The sequence below is a fragment of the Arcticibacterium sp. genome, assembly GCF_055134445.1.
Map to the genome: position 1 here is coordinate 88,348 of NZ_JBSRVI010000161.1, position 16,483 is coordinate 104,830.

Annotated in this window: 11 protein-coding genes; 10 read left to right on the forward strand and 1 reads right to left on the reverse strand. The window is 39.0% G+C overall.

Annotation, left to right across the window (positions count from 1 at the left end; genetic code table 11):
• Positions 1–132 precede the first annotated feature (132 nt).
• Genes ACTBZY_RS21185 through ACTBZY_RS21215 form a run of 7 tightly spaced genes read left to right on the forward strand, consistent with a single transcriptional unit; the run spans position 133 to position 12,591 of the window.
• Positions 133–2,427, forward strand: a complete 2,295-nt coding sequence (locus tag ACTBZY_RS21185) for a heparinase II/III family protein (protein ID WP_463048386.1) — start codon at positions 133–135, stop codon at positions 2,425–2,427.
• Positions 2,428–2,442: 15 nt separating this feature from the next.
• The gene (locus ACTBZY_RS21190; protein ID WP_463048387.1) at positions 2,443–4,125 is read left to right on the forward strand and encodes an FAD-dependent oxidoreductase; all 1,683 of its coding nucleotides are present in this window, start codon (positions 2,443–2,445) and stop codon (positions 4,123–4,125) included.
• 8 nt (positions 4,126–4,133) lie between these two features.
• Positions 4,134–4,823: an SGNH/GDSL hydrolase family protein gene (locus tag ACTBZY_RS21195; protein ID WP_463048388.1), complete on the forward strand. Its 690-nt coding sequence runs from the start codon at positions 4,134–4,136 to the stop codon at positions 4,821–4,823.
• 11 nt (positions 4,824–4,834) lie between these two features.
• Entirely contained in the window at positions 4,835–6,967 is a 2,133-nt protein-coding gene (locus tag ACTBZY_RS21200; RefSeq protein ID WP_463048389.1) for a right-handed parallel beta-helix repeat-containing protein, read from the forward strand.
• A gap of 29 nt (positions 6,968–6,996) precedes the next feature.
• Positions 6,997–8,844, forward strand: a complete 1,848-nt coding sequence (locus tag ACTBZY_RS21205; RefSeq protein WP_463048390.1) for an arylsulfatase — start codon at positions 6,997–6,999, stop codon at positions 8,842–8,844.
• Positions 8,845–8,853: 9 nt separating this feature from the next.
• Positions 8,854–11,079 (forward strand): DUF7133 domain-containing protein, encoded by a 2,226-nt coding sequence (locus ACTBZY_RS21210; RefSeq protein ID WP_463048391.1) that lies wholly within the window; start codon positions 8,854–8,856, stop codon positions 11,077–11,079.
• A 42-nt stretch (positions 11,080–11,121) separates the two neighbouring features.
• A complete protein-coding gene (locus ACTBZY_RS21215) occupies positions 11,122–12,591 on the forward strand; it encodes a sulfatase-like hydrolase/transferase (RefSeq protein WP_463048392.1) in 1,470 nt (489 codons plus the stop codon).
• Between the two features lie 7 nt (positions 12,592–12,598).
• Here the strand turns inward: ACTBZY_RS21215 and ACTBZY_RS21220 are convergent, their stop codons facing one another.
• Entirely contained in the window at positions 12,599–12,730 is a 132-nt protein-coding gene (locus ACTBZY_RS21220) for a hypothetical protein (protein WP_463048398.1), read from the reverse strand.
• A 66-nt stretch (positions 12,731–12,796) separates the two neighbouring features.
• Here ACTBZY_RS21220 and ACTBZY_RS21225 point away from each other — a divergent pair, with 66 nt between their 5' ends.
• The 3 genes from ACTBZY_RS21225 (at position 12,797) to ACTBZY_RS21235 (ending at position 16,454) form a co-directional block, all read left to right on the forward strand.
• Positions 12,797–14,332, forward strand: coding sequence for a sialate O-acetylesterase (locus ACTBZY_RS21225; RefSeq protein ID WP_463048393.1), 1,536 nt, complete (start codon positions 12,797–12,799; stop codon positions 14,330–14,332).
• 363 nt (positions 14,333–14,695) lie between these two features.
• Positions 14,696–15,442, forward strand: a complete 747-nt coding sequence (locus ACTBZY_RS21230; RefSeq protein WP_463048394.1) for a DUF6250 domain-containing protein — start codon at positions 14,696–14,698, stop codon at positions 15,440–15,442.
• A gap of 295 nt (positions 15,443–15,737) precedes the next feature.
• Complete coding sequence (locus tag ACTBZY_RS21235; protein ID WP_463048396.1) at positions 15,738–16,454, forward strand: DUF2071 domain-containing protein; 717 nt, start codon at positions 15,738–15,740, stop codon at positions 16,452–16,454.
• The last annotated feature ends 29 nt before the right edge of the window (positions 16,455–16,483 follow it).

Here is a 16,483-nt window from a genome sequence, read left to right on the forward strand (position 1 = left end):
TTAAATAAACCATAATTTATAGTTCATGAAACATGAGTAATACGCTGGCGGCTAGAAAAGGGATAATATTGCATACAGCAAAAAGTGGAGAAACGCTCTGCTTTTTGAATTATGACACCCTAATCTATAATTATGCTAAGAAGCTTATTACTCCTTTTGTTTTGTGGTTTTGTGCTTTCGGCTAATGCCCAAAACAGGAAATATCTAATCTATACGGATGAAAATATAGCTCGCTTAAAAGAGCAAATAAAAAATAACGAATCTGTAAAAAAGAACTGGGAGAACCAGCATCAGCATGCCCTAGAATTACTGGAGAAAAAAAAGCTCCGGTCTTCAGATGGTCTTTTGTTAGGTTTGGCTTATAGGCTAACTGGTGAAGAAAAGTTTGCCTACAGGTTAAAAGAACTTCTATTTGACTATGCTTCTAAAAATACTTGGGAAGGTAGAACATTGCTTCAAAGAGACCCGCCATGGCAAGCAGGTTTGGGAACTTCACACACCAGCTATGACATAGCCATGGGATTTGATAGCATTTATGATTTTCTCACAAAAAATGAGCGAAAAGAACTAGCACAACGCATAGTGGACTTGGGCATAATACCTGCAAAAGAAGACTGGTTAGACCCTGACAAAAACATGCACACTTTTGACACCATGGGGCATAACTGGTGGAGTGCCTGTGTATACATGTCTGGCTTTGCATCTTTAGCAGTAAGAGACGAAATACCAGAAGCTATCAACTGGGCTAAAGAAACAGAAGGATATACTCAGGAGTGGATGAGTTTCACAGGTAGCGTTCTCCAAAACAAACCCCCAACATTTGACAAAGACGGTGGCTTTTACGAAAGTCTTAATTATGCGGAATATGCCGCTTCGCAATACTTATTATTTCTCTCTGCCTATAAAAACGTGTGGCCAGAAGCCACATACTACCAATCCCCCATTCTAGATAATTTGGGGGATTTTTTCATCAACACCACCTATTATACCAACGGCGAAAATGATTTAGCCGTAAACTTCGGGGATGCTAATGTACATGCCACAGGCGAACGAATAATCAAGCTTCTATGGTCTGCCGGCTTTGAAAAAGAGCAGTACGCTTGGTATTTAAACCAAGTAAAAAACGAGGAATCTAAATATTGGAAATCTGCAGAGGCATTAGCACTAATGCCCAATCTACCAAGCCTGAGTGATTCTTATGAACCGAGTAGCCGTAAATCACACCTTTATGAAGAAATGGGCTGGGCTACCATGAGAAATTCTTGGGATGATAATAAGACCATGTTAGCCGTCAAATCAGGCTTTACATGGAATCACGCTCATGCCGATGCAGGTTCCTACATTTTATTTCATAATGGCAAAAACCTCATCATGGACCCAGGAAGTGCCAGCTATTTGAGTCCGCTTTATACCGTGTATTACTGTCAAAGCGAAGCTCATAATGTGGTCTTTTTTGATGGTAAAGCCCAAAACAGAAATGACCCCTATTTTGGAAGTGTTAATTCGGGCTCACTTCATAACCTCATTGAAGGAAAAGACTTTAAATTCTTATTGGCTAATGCCACAGGTCCGTACTCCCATATTCTGGCTAGAAACTACCGTAGCTTTATTTGGGTAGGTGATGTCATTTTAGTTATTGATGATTTATTGGCTTATGAGCCAGGTCAATTTGAGTGGCTATTGCACTATAACGGTGAGTCAAACTTAAAAGGCGGTATTGATTTAAAAATCCAAGAAGAAAACGCCAAAATAAGAGTACGTCCCCTATTTCCTGAGACTTTCCCTCCGGGTGGCGAGCGTCCTCATGACTTCCCTGAAAACATGCGACTAACGGAAAAGATGGGCTATGAAGACCATAAACCTGAAAATAGCAAGCCTTATTGGTCCATCAGTCATTTTGAAAAAACGGCTCGTACCAAATTTGTTTCTGCCATCATTTTAGAAAATGAAAACGAGCTGCCAATTATTACGCGTGACTACGGCAAAAACTATTTAAAAGTATCTATTACCCAAAAAGGAGAAACCACTGTGGTATACTTCAACCTGCTAGCTGACGGACGCCTAAAACACCGCAATAGCCAGATTAGTATAGAAGGTTGGGATACAGATGCCTACCTAACGGTGCTAAAATTTGACGAAAACGCTGACAAAACTGATATCAATAATATCAACGAAGTATTCATTGGCCATGGTAGTTATTTGAGAAGAGACTCTCAGACTTTATTGCATTCGCTATCAAAACATTACACACTTGTAGAAGATTTTGGAAAGAATCCGAAAATAACGTTTGACGGTCAGCCCAATGCTACTATTAACCTTTATAATGCAGAGAAAGTCAAAAGCATCACGCTCAATGAAAATGCAAAAACCGTAAGTTACGATGCGTCAAAAAACACAATACGATTTCAGATAAGAGATAATAAATAACCCTAGAAACAAACAATGAAAGCCCTACCATTAGAAATAAGAAAATTTCAATCCGTACTCCTATTAGCTTTAGTTTTTAGCCTGGTTCAATCAATATGTTTTGGCTCTGAACCCATCAAAAAGCATGATGCTGACGTGATTATTTATGGCGGAACATCGGCAGCCATTACCACTGCAGTGCAATTAAAGCGGATGAATAAAACTGTTTTAATAGTATGTCCAGAAAAGCACATTGGTGGTTTGTCAGCCAGCGGACTTGGCTTTACTGATTTAGGTAATAAAAGTGTAATCGGTGGTATTTCTCTAGAGTTTTACCAAAGCGTTTATGAGCACTATCAAGATGAAGAAGCATGGAACTGGCAACCAAGAAATGAATATGGAAATGTAGGGCAAGGCACCACAGCCATTGACGACAGCCTTAAAACTATGTGGACTTTTGAGCCACATGTGGCAGAAAAAATCTTTGAAGAGATGGTCAAGAAGCATGACATCAAGATTTTAAGAGATAAATGGCTAGACCGTGAAAACGGCGTGGAGATGAAAAATGGCAAAATCGTGTCTATCACCATGTTAGATGGAACAAAGTACACAGGAAAAGTTTTCATTGACGGTACTTATGAAGGAGATTTGATGGCAGCTGCAGGCGTAAAATATCATGTAGGTCGCGAGGCGAACAGTGTTTACAACGAAGAATGGAATGGTGTTCAAAAAGAAATATTTCACCACAGTCACAACTTTGCTGACAGAAAAATAAGCCCATATATCATACCAGGCGACCCATCAAGTGGTGTTTTACCAAGAATCTCTACAGAACCTCCAGGGGAGCAAGGCCAAGGAGACAAAAAAGTGCAGGCCTATAACTATAGACTATGCACCACAAATGCCGAAGACAATGTAGTGCCATTTGAAAAACCTGAAAACTATGACCCTGCAGAATACGAGTTACTAAGAAGGGTATTTCAATCGGGCAGATATTCTATGTTTGGTGGAGGAAAAATTCCAAACATGAAAAGAGATGTAAATAATGTGGGACCTTTTAGTTCTGATGCCATCGGTATGAATTACGAGTACCCAGAGGCCTCTTATGAAAAGCGTAAAGAGATTCTTAAAGAGCACATCAACTACCATAAAGGCTTACTATATTTTTGGGGGCATGATGAAAGCGTACCACAGAGACATAGAGACAACATTAACAAATGGGGACTGTCAAAAGATGAATTTGTAGACAATGGTCACTGGCCTTACCAAATATATGTAAGAGAAGCCAGGCGAATGATTGGGGAATTTGTGATGACTGAAAACGAAATTTTAGGAAGAAGCAAAGTGAGTCAGCCGATAGGAATGGGTTCATACACCATGGATTCTCATAATGTACAACGTTATATTACGGAAGATGGTTATGCACAAAACGAAGGAGATTTAGGGGTAGATGCGGAAGAACCATATCAGATTCATTTAGGTACCATACTTCCAAAAAAAGAAGAATGTAAAAACTTGCTAGTTCCATTGGCAGTGTCTAGTTCTCATATAGCCTTCGGCTCCATCAGAATGGAACCTGTATTTATGATTCTAGGGCAAAGTGCTGGTACATTAGCCGCCTTGGCCATTGATGCTGATTCGGGTATTCATGATGTCAATTATGAGACACTGAAAAAAGAGCTAATTAAAGACAAGCAAGTTTTGAAATTCGTAAAATAGTCATTCTCATGTCAAATTTGATAAAATGCTTTTTCGTACTGCTTCTTTTCGGAAGCTATCAAAATGCCCAATCTCAGCTAATCAATGCTGGAGTAGGTGGAAATAACACCGATAATTTATTAGCTCGTTTAGAGAATGACGTACTAAGCAAAAAACCAGATTTAGTTATTTTGATGGTGGGTACTAATGATTTGCTCAACTCTAAAAAGATGATAAGTTATCAGCAGTATCAGCAGAATTTAGAGCAAATAGTAAAAGCCATAACAGAAAAAGGTAGCAGCATGGTTTTGATGTCCTCCCCTCCTGTAGATTCTACCTATTTATTTGAAAGGCACGACAGGAAGTTATTTGACGCAGCACCTAACGTTAAACTTGATTCGGCTAGGAACATAGTTGCCCAAATGGCCGGTGACCATAATTTGAAATTCATTGACCTCTATCAAGTTTTCACAGACATGGACTTACCCAAACACAACGAAGATTTATTCTTTAGAAATCAAAAAAATAGTGGTGTTCATGATGGTGTACACCCTACCACTCTAGGGTATCATTTCATAGGTGAAACTGTCTTTTACTTTTTAAAAGAAAATGACTTTTTAAAGCCTAACCAGAAAATAATATGCTTTGGAGACTCCATAACCAGAGGAGGTGGAGCTACCTACCCACAAGTATTAGAATCCAAAATAGAGATGAATTAAATACAAGACCCATGAAATTAAAATTACTCTTTTTGGTAAGCATGCTATTTGTTTCAGTATCATGTTCCGATACGGCATCAAAAAATGAAATAGCGTTCTACGTTTCTCCAGATGGTAGTGATACACAGAATGGGAAAAGTGTTAAAAGTTCCTTTGCTACCTTAGAAAAAGCACGAAATGCCATAAGAGAACTCAAGCAAAGCAAAAAGCTAGACAAAGCTGTTACAGTATATCTGCAAGGTGGAACTTATCAGCTTTCAAAGCCCTTTGTGTTGGCAGCTGAAGATTCTGGAACGGAGGAATTCCCAATTACGTACAGTGCTTACAAAAACGAAAAGCCAATAATTAGTGGTGGCTTGAAAGTTAGTCAATGGACAGAAACCAAACTAAACGATTATAAGGTGTTAGTTTCAGACTTGTCAAACCTTGAAGGTTATGTTCCCTTTGAACAGTTATGGGTAAACAGTCATCGTGCAATTCAAGCAAGAACACCTAACAGTGGTTATTTAAAAGTGCCAATGTCACAAGGCGAAGACACCAAAGAAGTAAGACGAAATAGTGCTTATGATTTTGCATATCGTCAAGCGGATGAACATTATCTGAAAGATGCAGATGACGGCGTAGCTGTGGTGTTTAATAAATGGTTGGAGTATCATATGCCTATAGACAGTATTGACAGCCAAAACAAAAAGATTGTCTCCACAAAAAAAAGTGGTAGAGCTATTGAAGCTGATGATGATTACTATCTAGAGGGTGGTCGTATGATGTTAGATAAACCTGGTGAGTGGTATCTAGATAGGCAAGCTAAAAAACTGTATTATTTTCCACTAGAAGGAGAGACCGATGTGGTAGCAACAATACCATCTTTGGTAAATGTACTTTGTTTAGAGGGAGATGCCGCTCATAATGAACTTGTTAAAAACATTCATTTTAAAGGAATAACATTTAGCCACACTACATGGATTTTGCCTAGAGATAATGAAGAATCTGGTTATGGCCAAGCAGACATTCAAATGGAAGGGGCACTTTTTCTTACAGGTGCTAAAGATTGCCTTTTTGAGGCATGTGAAATTACGGCAATTGGTAACTACGGTCTCGAAATGTCATTAGGATGTACAGACAATCGCATCTTACGATGTGACATTCACGATTTGGGTGCTGGCGGTATTCTTATTGGCCCTAAAATCCGACCTAAAGGTAAGGTAGAACCTGAAGGTATTGGAGGCGAGTTTCCTCCAGTATTAGAAAGGCCATCAGATGCCACCAGTAATATTGAAATAGCGGATTGTAGAATTTATGATGGTGGAAAATATTTTCATTGTGCGGTAGGCATTTGGATTGGCCAGAGCCCAAACAACCAAATACATCACAACGAAATCTATAATTTTTATTACTCTGCTATTTCCACCGGCTGGACTTGGGGATATGGCCCTGCATTAGCAACAAACAATACTTTTGAGTATAATCATATCCATCATATAGGTAAGCTAAAAAATGGCGACGGTTCTGTTCTTAGTGATTTAGCAGGTATTTATAGCTTAGGAAATCAAACAGGAACTGTCATTCGGAATAATGAATTCCATGATATTTGGGCTGGAAAATATGGAGGCTGGGCCATTTATTGTGACGAGGGTAGCACCAATATATTGATAGAAAATAATCTTGTTTATCGTTGTCGCCACGCCGCCTTTAATCAGCATTATGGAAAAAATAATCTAATTAGAAATAATATTTTTGCTTTTGCAGATGCCAGCGTTGTGATGATGGCAAAGATGCAACCGCACACTGCTTTTATATTGAAAAACAACATTTTACTTAGTGATGGTACGCCAATCTACGCTGGCGGTTATGAGTACAATGTGGAACAAAAAGGTGGTTTTATTGCCGACAGTAATTTGGTTTGGTCTACAACAGGTAAGGTGCTAGGTGGGCAAAACCGTTTCCCAAGCAGAATTTACGAACCAAAGGAATCCGTCATGAGTTGGGCTGATTGGCAGACGCTTGGCAATGACAAGAATTCAATCATCGCTGACCCAGGCTTTATAGACCCAATAAATGGTAATTTTAATTTACCTAAAGATAGTCCTGCTTTACAAATAGGCTTTAAGCCCTTCCCATTGAATCAGGCCGGACCACGTGAGTAGATTTCTAAAAAAAAACTTTAAACAAACACATGAGAATAAATCTAAAAAAGGAACACAAGGTCTTAAATCTAACAAAATACATTTCTTTGCTTTTGTCCATATTCTTATTCATTTCCTGCACATCGCAAGGAGCGAATGATAAAAAGCCCAACGTTATCCTCATCATGGTAGACGACCAAGGTTATGGCGACATTGCCAGTTTAGGAAATGAGTATATCAAAACACCCAATATGGATTACCTCCATGACAACAGTGCGAGGTTTACGCAGTACCACGTTTCGCCTACCTGTGCTCCTACGCGTGCCGCAATAATGACGGGGCATCATTCTAATAGAGCTGGGGTTTGGCACACCGTAAATGGCCGTTCTCTGATTTTAGAAAGAGAGACCACCATGGCACAAATTTTTAAAGAGAATGGATACAGCACAGGTATTTTCGGCAAATGGCATTTAGGAGACAATTACCCTTTCAGGCCAGAAGACAAAGGTTTTGATGAGGTATTGGTACATGGCGGCGGCGGTATAGAGCAAACCATGGATTATTGGGATAATGACTATTTTGACGACACCTATATGCATAACGGAAAGCTTGAAAAGTTCGATGGTTTTTGCACAGACATTTGGTTTGAAAATGCGAAGAAGTATATCGGCGAAAATAAAGACAAACCTTTCTTTTGTTATTTATCTACCAATGCTGCTCACTCGCCATATTTTGTAGATGACAAATACTCTGACCCATATAAAGACAATGAGAACATCCCCAATGCGGCATTTTATGGCCTACTAGCAAACGTCGATGAGAACATTGGTAAGTTGGTTGAATATCTAAAAGCCATTGAACTTATGGATAATACCATCATCATTTTCACTACCGATAATGGTACTGCTGCCGGAGCCAAAATGGCCAAAGGAGAAGATCGGTTAGACGGTTTTATAGGCAAAGGAAACAACGCAGGAATGCGTGGTGTGAAGGCTAGTATGTATGAAGGCGGACACCGTGTTCCGCTATTTATTCACTGGAAAGATGGCGGTATTTCTACCGGAAAAGACATTGACGAGTTAACCGCTCACTATGATATCCTTCCTACTTTGATTGACCTGTGTAACTTAGACGCTAGTCCTGAGTTAAAATTTGACGGAAAAAGTTTAACACCTTTAATGGCAGGCAATAAAGAAGGTTTTGAAGACAGAATAGTTATTACTAATTCCCAGCGAATTGAAATTCCAGAACCTTGGAGGAGAACTGCTTTAATGCAGTCAAATTGGCGATTAATTAATGGAGAAGAATTATATGACTTAAGTTCAGACCCAGAGCAGCGATCTAATATTGCGGAGCAACACCCTGAAAAAATGGATGAGCTAAAAAAGGCTTATGATGATTGGTGGGCTGAAATATCACCAAGTTATAAAGACCAACCTTACATTTATATTGGCCATGAGGCCGAAAACCCTGTTAAGCTCTATTCACACGATTGGCATACAGACCAAGTAGCTAGCCCTTGGCATCAAAGGCACATTAGAACAGGATACAAAGACAATGGCTATTGGCTACTTAAGGTAGCAGAAAAAGGGAAATATTCTGTGAAGCTACGCCGCTGGCCAGTGGAAACTAAATTGGCTCTTAATGCAGAGGCTCCAATACGCCCTGCCAAGGAGGGAACTAGCGTAAGTGCAAGTAAGAAAGGAAAAGCTTTAAACATTACAGCAGCCAGAATAGCGATACAAGAGCTCGCTTTGTCTAAAGAAGTTGATTCCAATTCTGAATATGTCGAATTTGAAGTCGAATTAGAAAAAGGTGAAACACAGCTTAAGACCTGGTTTACCTTAGCGGATAAGGAAGAATTAGGAGCCTATTTTGTGATAATCGAAAAATTATAAGAGCATTAAATGAAACTGAAAAAAAATTACGTATTCCTCCTAGGAATTTTAGCCCTAAGTGGTTGTATAAAGCATTTATATGCTGACAAAATATACCAGAAACCTGAAATAATTCAGGAAGCACCATCCACTTTTCTTTCTCCTGAAGAAAGCATGAAAACTTTCCATTTGCCCGCGGGATACAAAGTAGAGTTGGTAGCTAGCGAACCCATGGTAAATGAACCTGTGGCCATAGCTTGGGATGGCGACGGAAGAATGTATGTGGCAGAAATGAACACCTACATGCAAGATGTGGATGGCTCAGGTACCGATAATGCCATCAGTAAAATAAAGCTGCTAATAGATACGGATGGTGATGGCAAAATGGATAAAAGCACCGTGTTCATAGACAGCCTGATGCTGCCGAGAATGATCTTGCCGCTCAAAGATGAGCTGATTGTAAACGAAACTTATTCTTACGATTTATGGAGTTATAAAGACACTGATAATGACGGCGTAGCCGACAAAAAAGAACGTGTTTATTATAACCCAAACCGTAGAGGAGGAAATTTAGAACATCAGCAAAGCGGATTAGTTTGGAACTTGGACAACTGGGTTTATACCACCTATAATCCCATGCGTTTTAAATTTCAGGCCGGAGGCATACAAGTAGACACCCTTGAAAACATGCCGAGTGGCCAGTGGGGACTTACACAAGACGAAATGGGGATTAATTATTACTCTTCAGCAGGTAGCGAAAACCCAGCTTATGGATTTCAACAACCTCCTGCCTACGGCAATTATGACCCTGAAGGTAGATTGTCAAAAGGTTTTATAGAGCCTTGGCCTATTGTGGGCACTCCAGATGTACAGGGTGGCCCAAAAAGGCTTAGAGAAGACAACACGCTAAACCATTTCACAGGCGTAGCAGGTCAAGAGATTTTTCTTGGGCATAAACTCCCTCCTTCTACCTACGGCGATTTGTTTATTCCTGAACCTGTGGGTCGACTAATAAGAAGGGCAAAAGTAAAAACCGAAAATGGTAAAAAAGTACTTTATAACGCCTATGATAAAACTGAATTCATGGCATCTACTGACCTTAACTTCAGACCTGTGCAGGCTAAAACGGGCCCTGACGGTGCTTTGTACATCGTAGATATGTACAGAGGAATTATCCAAGAGAGCAATTGGACGAGAGAAGGAAGTTCGCTAAGACCTGTGATTATTAGAAAAGAACTGGATAAGAACATTGGAAGAGGAAGGATTTACAGGATTGTGCATGAAGACATTACCCCAGATGCTCAACCTAAGCTTTTAAGTAAATCAGCATCTGAATTAATTCCATATTTGGGCCACCCAAATGGTTGGTATCGTAACACTGCTCAAAAGCTATTGATATTAATGGACGACAAGTCTGCTGTGGAGGAATTGAAGCATATAGCTGACAGCAATATGTCGTTTTTGGATAAATTGTTTAACCGTGACAAAGACTTTGGAATAGAAAGAGTGCTCGCACTGTGGACACTAGAGGGCATGGGCGTGATTGACAAAGAACTAATTACCAAAAAATTAAAAGATTCAGACCCAAGGGTACGCATTACCGCCATCAGATTAAGTGAGAACTTCTTAAGAAATGGAGATGTAAATATCATTTCTAGCCTAAGCAGCTTATTGAAAGATTCGAATATTGAAGTGGTCAATCAACTTGCCTTAAGTTTGAGGTATAGTAAAGACCAAAAAGCTACTGACTTGCTGAATAAAATAGCAGATATGTATTATGAAAACGAAATAGTATCACACGCTGTAACAGAAAGCCTTAAAAAAGATGATTCCGCTTTGGCAAAATTAAAAGAGCAAATTGCCGATAGGAGTCTGGGTGAAAAGCAAAGTATTTTAAGAGGTTACGACTCTTATAAGCAGCTATGTATTACCTGCCATGGACCAACCCTAATAGGTATTGCCACAGAAGACGGCTCCCTTATAGCTCCATCACTTATTGGAAGTGAACGCGTGATTGGGGATAAAAAAATACTAAGTAAAATAGTCTTAAATGGACTCATTGGCCCGATAGGAGGAAAAGAATACGGTATTATGATGCCTTTAAAAAGCAATAGTGACGATTGGATTGCGGATGTATTGACTTATGTAAGAGCCATGAACAATGAAGACGGCGTTCATAGAAATATAGTAAGAGAAGCAAGAGCAGAAACTGGCGATAGAGAAGACTACTGGACCTTAGAAGAATTGTTAAAATAGCCCACAAGTACCATAATAACCTATTAAAGAAAAGTTTACAAAATGAAAAACTCCGCCATAGTACTTTTAATTTTTGGATCCCTATTTTTTTGTTTTACAAGCATAAACAAAAATAAAGGGTCAAAAGAGCAAAAGCGACCAAATTTCCTTTTTGTATTGGCTGATGACCAATCGCCGTTTGATTTACAAACCTATGACCCAAACTCAATTTTAGAAACGCCCAATATTAGCCAGTTAGCTAAAGAAGGTATTGTGATAGAGTCTGCAAGGCACATGGGTTCTATGAACGGGGCTGTATGTACACCTTCTAGACATATGACGATGTCTGGTAGAACACTATGGCATTTACCTCCCAGTGCTGAGTTTCAAAAACAAACAGGGCCTCACTTTTTAGATGAGCAAACCATAGGAGCCGTTTTTAATAGAGCTGGCTACAAAACCATGAGAACCTGTAAAAGCGGAAACTCATACCCAGGTGCCAACAAACAGTTTACCGTAGTACACGATGCTACCAAAAGAGGCGGAACGGAAGAAAGTGGTAGTGCATGGCACTCCAAACAAGTATTAGCATATTTGGATGATAGAAAAGCCACAAAAGAGGAAGACCCGTTTTTTGTTTACTTAGGATTCTCGCACCCTCACGATACTAGAGATGGCACACCCGAATTATTAGAAAAATATGGAGCAGTAAATCATAAAGACGAAAACAGCCTTCCATTAGCCAATCCTAAGCAACCAGTTTTACAAGACAATTATCTAGAAGCCCACCCTTTCTTTCATGGACATCCAGAATTAAGAGATGAAGAGCGTGTAAGTGGTGTATGGAAAAACAGAGATGAAAATACCATTAGAAATGAACTCGGTAGAGAATATGCTTGCTCTGAAAATATTGACATTCAGTTAGGTAAAGTACTCAAAAAACTAGAAGAACTGGGCGAATTAGATAATACCTACATCATTTATACTTCTGACCATGGTATGGCCATAGGACGACATGGCCTACAAGGAAAACAAAACCTCTATGAGCACACTTGGCGTGTTCCTTTTATCATTAAAGGACCTGGCTTAGCGGCTAATAAACGTGCCGAAGGCAATATTTATCAGTTAGACTTACTCCCAACTTTATGTGAACTGGCTGGCATAGAAATTCCAGAAACAGTAGAAGGAAAAAGCTTTTTACCCGTACTGAAAGGTGAAAAATCAGTGATTAGAGATGTGATGTATGGCGTTTATGCTGGAGGTACCAAACCTGGTATGCGTACCGTCAAAAAAGGAGACTGGAAACTCATAAAATATGATGTAATGGATGGAGCTGTAAGAGAAACACAGCTGTTCAACCTTGCCAAAAATCCAAATGAGTATTTACCAGAACACCATAAATCAGGTGAAATGGAAACTGACTTAGCGGAGAACCCAAAATACGCTGTAAAACTAGCAGAAATGGAGGCTTTGCTACTGGAACAAATGGAGCAACATGACGACCCATACAGACTCTGGAACCAAACTAAATAATATAAATTCAAACCGGTTTATGCATTGGAGAATTGTAATGAGTAGCTAAAGTGTAATAAATCAGACATATAAACGAGATTAGCATAGCACCGCTCTGGTGATTGAGTTTAAATGAGCTTACAAACTGATTTGAAGCAATTTAGTTACGGTCCCGATAGCTATCGAGAGATTTTTTAATGTATAAAGCGGGTTCAACCTTAAATTCATGAAAAAACACTTACAATTAGTCCTTCTAGTCTTATTCCTTTATCCCCAATTTGTTTTTGCGGATGTTAAGTTGAACGCTCTTTTCGCAGACCACATGGTGATTCAGCGAGAAACCAAAATTCCAATTTGGGGTTGGGCAGATGCAGGTGAAAAGGTTACCGTAAAAGGTAGCTGGGGAAAGAAATCAAGTACCGTAGCCGACAAAAACGGAGCATGGAAATTGACTTTAAAAACACCCAAAGCAGGTGGCCCCTACCAGATTACCGTTTCGGGAAAGAATAGGCTATTAATTGATGATGTTTTGTCTGGAGAAGTTTGGCTTTGCACTGGACAATCTAACATGGATTTTGCCCTTGAAAAGTTTTTAAACAATGCTAAGGACCCAAAACACCAACCCTTAGTTGAATACGTAAGAAATGAAGTTGCACAAGCAAACGACAACCAACTTCGGCACATTGAAGTTCTTCAAAACACTTCCGTATATGAAAAACAAACCGATTTTAGTGGTAAATGGGTAAGTGCCAAAGGTGAAGACGTCAAAAAAATATCTGCCACAGGCTACTTCTTTGCAAAAGAATTAAGACAACAGCTCAACGTGCCCATTGGATTGGTGGAATGCTCATGGGGAGGAACAAGAATCCAACCTTGGATTTCGGAAGAAGCCTTTTTGGCTGACCAAAACCTAAGAGAATATTTCTTGGCCAGTAGAAAAGAAACAGAAGAAAGTATAGCAAATTGGGAGACACCAACAGATAATAAAAAAGCTAAAGTTCATCCGCTTAAAGATATGCAAGTGCCAGCCACACTGTATAATGGCATGCTAAATGCCGTTATACCCTATGCCATAAAAGGAGCTATTTGGTACCAAGGCGAAAGTAATGCGGTAAATATGCCAAACGAATATGAAACCATGTTTACCACCATGATAAATAGTTGGCGAGCAGATTGGAATCAGGGCGACTTCCCATTTTACTGGGCACAGCTGGCGGCTTGTAAACGCGGAAATGACACCGCCGACAAAGGCTGGGCTACCGTCAATGACAAATTACGTAGAACTTTAAAGCTTCCAAACACAGGCATGGCTGTACTGTATGATATTGGCGAAGCACGCGACATACACCCACACAATAAAATGGATGCTGGAAAGCGACTAGCTCTTTGGGCTCTCCAACAAGATTATAATATCGAAGTAGGTGCTGTAAGTGATCCTTTGTATAAAACTAAGACCATTGATGGTAACAAAATTGAGATAGAATTTATGGAGGTGGGTTCTGGATTAATGATTGGCAACAAAAATTTGATGGACGAAGCCATCCCCGTAAACGAGTCTTTAAAATGGTTCGAGATTGCAGGTGTAGATGGTGTTTGGAAATCAGCTGAGGCAAAAATAAATGCTTTCAACAAAATTGAAGTATGGAATGCCAATGTCCTAAGGCCAATAAATGTTAGATACGCATGGTCTGGCAACCCCGAAGGAGCAAACCTTTATAACAAAGAAGGCTTGCCCGCAGCTGTTTTTTCTACCGAACCATAAACTTCAACTACTAGCATCCGAGAAAAAAAATAACAGCATGAATTCCTTATATCGCCCTGTACTGTTTGAGCACAGACTAAATTCTGAAATCAGAAGGTTATTTTATTAGTAATTGGTTATTAGAATTTGGGATGTGTGTGTTTACAGGCGGTCGGCCGCTGCCGTGCCGTTTTTTTTGGTTCGTTTTTTTTCGAAAAAAAATGAACTCCCCACTGGAAAGTGAGCCGAGAAAAGGTTGGGGACATTTTTTTAAAATTCAGAAAAAGTGGCTATTGAGACAATTAAAGGCCACTTTTCACTAAGTTAAGAATTTAATCAGACGCCAGTAAATTCCATTAATAACAAACCAATTAATCACAAATCATGAAAAATAGACATCTGATTTTTACGCTCTCTATATGCATTTTTTCATTCACTTCCCTGCTAACTTCGTGTAATGTCAATACAAAAAAAATCAAAATCAAAGATAAAACGTATACCAGTAAATTGATTTTTGAAGATGATTTTGACAAAGAATTAGACAATTGGAAAGTAGAGCAAATGCCCAAAGGCAATACCGTGGTTAATAAAAGTAAACTAGAAATAGATGATGTGTCTGGCTGTACAGTATGGCTTAACAAAAAGCTAGAAGGGGCTATTAGCATTGAATACGACGTTTTCATCATTCAGAACGGAGGTGCAAACGACCGTGTTTCAGACCTCAATTGTTTTTGGATGGCACAAGACCCAGAGAATCCAGAAAACCTGTTTGCAGCCTCAGAAAAGCGTGGTGGCAAGTTCTCAAATTATGACTCGCTGAAATTATACTACATGGGTGTAGGAGGAAACGACAACGGCACCACAAGGTTTAGAAGGTACATAGGAAATGGCGAAAGGCCTCTCCTACCTGAACATGATTTGAAAGATGCCAAATACATGCTAGAACCAAACAAAACCTACCACATAAAGATTATAGCTAAGAACAACACAGTCCAATACTATAAAGACGATGTCCTGTTTGTGGACTTCACCGACGACAAGCCTTATACGTCAGGGTATTTCGGATTTAGAACTGTAAAAAATCACATGACGGTTGACAATTTCAAGGTCTATAAGATTGAAACAGAATAATAAGTGTTTATCTGTAAACTTAACACCTACTATTATTTAGCCGCATTAAAGAGGGCGTTTTACTGATCACTAGCATTGTGGCCTTTTTTTCTTGCAATAGACGCCTTAGCTGTGCTTGATTATTCATTGTCGAAGTCTATACCCACGTAGCAACACATCAATTTACAAGAATCAAAAACATTTGGGCTAGGTATTTTTACTACTTTTATTAACAGTAACAGGCGAGTATATGCAATTGTGCAATTCCGACCAAAAAGGGATGTACATAGAACCTTGTTAGTGCCAATTAGAACAAATGAAAATACCTAAAATAAAAGGAATAATAGACCGTAGAATTCTTATCAACTATCAAATTGACCAAGAGATTTTGGAAAATTATTTACCGAAACCTTTCAAACCAAAGCTGGTAAAGGGAAAAGGAATTGCAGGTATTTGTTTAATAAGACTTAAAGAAATACGACCGAAAGGACTACCTAAACAAATCGGAATTTCTTCTGAAAATGGAGCACATCGAATTGCAGTTGAATGGCAAGAAAATGGGGAACTTAAAGAAGGTGTTTACATTCCAAGAAGAGACACTTCTTCAAAACTTAATTCATTTGCAGGCGGAACAATTTTCCCAGGAGTTCATCATTTAGCTAAATTCTCGGTAAATGAAAATCATGGAACTTATGAAGTGAGCTTTGTAAGTGATGATAACACTTCATTGTCAATTAAAGCAAAAGAATCAGGAAATTGGAATAATGATAGCGTGTTTGATAATTTAGATTGTGTTTCTGATTTTTTCGAACAAGGTTCAGTTGGTTATTCTCCTGACAAAAATAATTTTGACGGTCTTGAACTAAAAGCTGAAAATTGGAAAGTGTCACTTTTAGAAGTAGAATCAGTTCAATCAAGTTTCTTTGAAGACGAAACTATATTTCCTCGTGGTTCGGTAAAATTTGATAATGCCATATTAATGAAGAACATTATCCATGAATGGATTGGATTAAAAAGAATAAAAATCCCCTAGTCGAGTAGCCCGACCCATCAATAGAACAT

What these genes read in the sequence shown, in the direction of transcription:
- ACTBZY_RS21185 (WP_463048386.1), top strand. Translation starts at nt 133, where the DNA reads ATGCTAAGAAGCTTATTACTCCTTTTGTTTTGTGGTTTTGTGCTTTCG.
- ACTBZY_RS21190 (WP_463048387.1), top strand. Translation starts at nt 2,443, where the DNA reads ATGAAAGCCCTACCATTAGAAATAAGAAAATTTCAATCCGTACTCCTA.
- ACTBZY_RS21195 (WP_463048388.1), top strand. Translation starts at nt 4,134, where the DNA reads ATGTCAAATTTGATAAAATGCTTTTTCGTACTGCTTCTTTTCGGAAGC.
- ACTBZY_RS21200 (WP_463048389.1), top strand. Translation starts at nt 4,835, where the DNA reads ATGAAATTAAAATTACTCTTTTTGGTAAGCATGCTATTTGTTTCAGTA.
- ACTBZY_RS21205 (WP_463048390.1), top strand. Translation starts at nt 6,997, where the DNA reads ATGAGAATAAATCTAAAAAAGGAACACAAGGTCTTAAATCTAACAAAA.
- ACTBZY_RS21210 (WP_463048391.1), top strand. Translation starts at nt 8,854, where the DNA reads ATGAAACTGAAAAAAAATTACGTATTCCTCCTAGGAATTTTAGCCCTA.
- ACTBZY_RS21215 (WP_463048392.1), top strand. Translation starts at nt 11,122, where the DNA reads ATGAAAAACTCCGCCATAGTACTTTTAATTTTTGGATCCCTATTTTTT.
- ACTBZY_RS21225 (WP_463048393.1), top strand. Translation starts at nt 12,797, where the DNA reads ATGAAAAAACACTTACAATTAGTCCTTCTAGTCTTATTCCTTTATCCC.
- ACTBZY_RS21230 (WP_463048394.1), top strand. Translation starts at nt 14,696, where the DNA reads ATGAAAAATAGACATCTGATTTTTACGCTCTCTATATGCATTTTTTCA.
- ACTBZY_RS21235 (WP_463048396.1), top strand. Translation starts at nt 15,738, where the DNA reads ATGAAAATACCTAAAATAAAAGGAATAATAGACCGTAGAATTCTTATC.